Here is a 3,870-nt window from a genome sequence, read left to right as displayed (position 1 = left end):
GCGGTCCTTATACGCTTGGGCGTGTTGATGCTGGACGTTCGGTTAGCTATGTACGTGATCCCAATTACTGGGGGCGTGATTTGATGGTCAATCGGGGTCGTTATAATTTTGATATGATTAAGTTTGTCTATTATCAGAGTGATGAGATTGCTTTTGAAGGGTTTAAGTATGGTCAATATCGCTTTCGTCCTGAAAACAAAGCCTCCAATTGGGTAACCGGTTACAATTTCCCCGCAGTCAAAGCCGGTATGATAAAAAAAGAGACGATAAGTAGTCAAAATCCAGTCCCGATGCAGGGTCTGGTAATGAATATGCGCCATCCAATCTTTGAAGATATTCGTGTCCGTCAAGCACTGACTGCTGCTTATGATTTTGAGTGGATGAATAAGACCTTGTTTCATGGGCAGTATGAGCGCTTGCAAAGCTTTTTTCATGGCTCAGAGCTAGCAGCAACAGGTACGCCATCGCTTGCCGAGATGGCAGTACTTAAACCTTTGTTACCCAAACTTGAGCCAGTTCAGCGTCAAGCGGTATTGGCAGAGTGGCAGCTTCCAACCAGCGATGGCAGTGGTTTTAATCGTAAAGAGCTATTAAAAGCAAGGCAGCTGTTGCTAGATTCTGGGTTTTATTATGATGAAATGAAGTTATATCAGCCTGATGGCAAGCTTGCTCAGATTGAGATTTTGATGACAGGCGAAACCATGGGTCGAGTGCTTTTACCTTATATTCGTAATCTAAAACGCCTAGGGTTTGATGCGACCTTACGTCAAGTCGATGGGCCGCAGTATTATGAGCGTATACGCCGTTTTGATTATGATATGGTGACCGATGTATTTGCTCAGAGTTTATCGCCTGGTGCAGAGCAAGCGGCATTTTGGGGCAGTGCGGCCGCTGATGAAGCTGGCAACCATAATACAATCGGTATCAAAAACCCGCAGATTGACAGCGTCATAGAGCAGCTGGGCGACGCTAAGAATCGCAACGAGATCATTCTATATACTCAGGTGCTCGATCGTCTGCTACGTGCAGGACATTATTTAGTGCCTTTATACGGTAAATCTGCGACCAATGTCGCTTACTGGAATCAATACCATCATACCGAAACTCTACCGTCCAATGCTGTCGGCATTGATTATTGGTGGACAGACAAAGCAGCAGAAGCACGTGTGAATCAATATTTAAAACAATAAATAATAGTCATTCTTTATTTTAGAGTTATATTTGGTCTTAAAAACTTTTAATAAAAAACATTAGCAATAAAGATAATCACTGGTAAGGATTTAATATGAGTATTCGTATTCACCCGATTAAAGCGTTCAATGATAACTATATCTGGACATTAATCAATGAAAGTAATAAGCAGGCGATTGTCATTGATCCGGGTCAAGCTGAACCTGTTATTCGCTATTTGGAAGAAAATCAGCTAGAGCTGACATCTATCTGGACCACGCATCATCACCATGATCATATCGGCGGTGTCGCAGAGTTACAAGAGTCGTATCCTATGACGCATCTAGTTGCGCATACTGAACATAATGTCGATGAAGATCAGACCATAAAAGATAGCAGTACGGTAAGCGCGTGGGGCTGTGCGGCACAAGTGTGGGATGTCTCAGGTCATACCGCAAGCCACATGGCTTATGTTTTAGATATAGAGGGACGTAAGCATTGCTTTTGTGGTGATACGTTATTTAGCGCCGGTTGTGGTCGCGTATTTACTGGTACCATTGAGCAGTTGCATGACAGCTTTAAGCGTTTAAATGGACTGCCAACCGATACATTGTTATATCCTGCGCATGAATATACTGCAAGTAATCTACGTTTTGGGTTGTCGATTGAGCCTGATAATGAGGCGATGCAGCAAGCCCTTGCGCAAGCTGAAGAAATAACAGCACAAGGTATGCCGACATTGCCGGTTACCCTAGAGCATGAGCGTGCGATAAATGTGTTTTTGCGTACACAAGAGCCAAATGTGATAGCAGGGGTGAAGTCCAAAATGAATATTGAGGATGAAAAATCTTTGACCGTATTTTCGGCTCTACGTGAGCTTAAAAATAACTTTTAAATTCTAGCCGATACTTCGACTGACGTTTTGATAGTTATTAGCTGCGCATTCTTTCTATTGCCATATTTTATTATTTTAGGAAGCCATTATTATGGGTCGTTATATCCTAAAAAGGTTACTGCTGATATTACCGACGCTATTTTTGATATTGCTGGCGAATTTTGTCATTGTGCAAGCAGCGCCCGGCGGTCCTGTTGAGCAGCAACTTGCTATGATTGAGCAAGGCGCAAAAGACAATGCCTTGGGCGGTAATATTGGTGCGGGTAGTGCCGGTAATAATAGCACTTACCAAGGAACACGCGGCTTGTCAGAGGAAATGGTGGCAGCCATTAATGCGCAATATGGCTTTGACAAATCTGCACCTGAGCGCTTTTGGCTGATGCTAAAAAATTATGCCCAGCTAGATTTTGGGGAGTCGTTTTTTAAAGGGCAATCAGTGACTGATTTGATTGTTGAAAAGCTACCCGTATCAATCTCGCTTGGATTATGGAGTACGCTGCTGATTTATATGATAGCGATTCCACTTGGTGTCTATAAAGCCATGCATCATGGTTCAGGGATTGATAAAGCAACAGCTATGCTACTTGCTATCGGGCATGCAATACCTGTCTTTGTATTTGCTGTGATTTTGCTCGTGTTTTTCGCTGGTGGCAGCTACTGGAATATTTTTCCGCTGCAAGGATTAACCTCCGAGAATTTCGACCAACTAAATGCACTTGATAAAGTTAAAGATTACTTTTGGCATCTGGCTTTGCCGCTATTAGCCAGTACGGTTGGCGGTTTTGCTGGCTTGACCTATCTGACCAAGTTTAGTTTTTTAGAGGAACTGGGTAAGCAATATGTGCTGACAGCCCGTGCCAAAGGCTTAGGTGAGCGTCAGGTCTTGTACGGGCATGTGTTTCGTAATGCGATGCTCATTATTATCGCTGGTATTCCAGCGGCTATCGTCGGTATTTTCTTTGCGGGTAATTTCTTAATTGAGATTATCTTTAAGCTTGACGGTTTAGGATTGTTAGGTTTCGAAGCCATTCAGCAGCGTGATTATCCCGTGATATTTGGCACCTTATTTATTTTTACTCTGGTAGGATTGTTATTACAATTGATCAGTGATTTAAGTTATCACTTAATTGATCCTCGTATTGATTTTGAGGGGCGCTAATGTCAAGTTATCCATTACCTTCAACGCCTTCAAAAACACCTCCTATTTCTATAGAAAAAAAACGTCGCCTAAATCCTATTTGGCAAGCACGACTCAATCGTTTTCGCCGCAATCGTCTTGGGGTTATATCGCTAGGCATATTTGCCCTGATATTTGTTATTTGTATGGCAGCCAATGTGATTGCCAATGACAAGCCTCTGCTGGTGCAGTATCAAGGTGACTATTACTTTCCGGTTGTAAAGGCATACCCTGAAACGACTTTTGGCGGTGTATTTGAAACCGAAGCCAATTATAAAGACCCTGCGGTGCAAATGCTGATCGATGAGCAGGGCTTTTATATCATGCCGCCCATTCCATTTGCCGATCAAACGCCGAACGTTGAGCTGGGTATTCCATATCCAGCAGCGCCCAACAGTCAGAACTGGCTTGGTACTGATGACTTGGGCCGTGATGTACTTGCGCGTATCCTTTATGGCATGCGCGTGTCGTTATTATTCGGTATGGCTTTGACGCTTGCCGGCGCAGTGATAGGTATTATCGTCGGTGCGATACAAGGTTATTACGGTGGTTGGGTGGATCTAGCAGGGCAGCGTTTTATGGAAGTGTGGGGCGGTATGCCGCAGCTGTTTATGATTATTATTCTGGT

General features: G+C 43.5%; 3 protein-coding genes and 1 pseudogene. All 4 read left to right on the top strand.

What is annotated here, in order from left to right:
• On the top strand, nucleotides 1–1,190 hold a 1,190-nt coding region (locus tag VLN09_RS09230; protein WP_325245840.1), incomplete at its 5' end, for an extracellular solute-binding protein.
• 95 nt (nucleotides 1,191–1,285) lie between these two features.
• Entirely contained in the window at nucleotides 1,286–2,065 is a 780-nt protein-coding gene (gloB, locus tag VLN09_RS09225; protein ID WP_325245838.1) for a hydroxyacylglutathione hydrolase, read from the top strand.
• A 91-nt stretch (nucleotides 2,066–2,156) separates the two neighbouring features.
• A complete protein-coding gene (yejB, locus tag VLN09_RS09220) occupies nucleotides 2,157–3,224 on the top strand; it encodes a microcin C ABC transporter permease YejB (protein ID WP_325245836.1) in 1,068 nt (355 codons plus the stop codon).
• A pseudogene (locus VLN09_RS09215) lies at nucleotides 3,224–3,870 on the top strand (ABC transporter permease); the annotation flags it as partial. The gene yejB and the pseudogene VLN09_RS09215, both read left to right, overlap by 1 nt.

The sequence above is a fragment of the Psychrobacter sp. genome (assembly GCF_035469765.1).
Taxonomy (GTDB): Bacteria; Pseudomonadota; Gammaproteobacteria; order Pseudomonadales; family Moraxellaceae; genus Psychrobacter.
This window is presented reverse-complemented; position numbering and strand designations above follow the sequence as displayed.

What these genes read in the sequence shown, in the direction of transcription:
- gloB (WP_325245838.1), top strand. Translation starts at nt 1,286, where the DNA reads ATGAGTATTCGTATTCACCCGATTAAAGCGTTCAATGATAACTATATC.
- yejB (WP_325245836.1), top strand. Translation starts at nt 2,157, where the DNA reads ATGGGTCGTTATATCCTAAAAAGGTTACTGCTGATATTACCGACGCTA.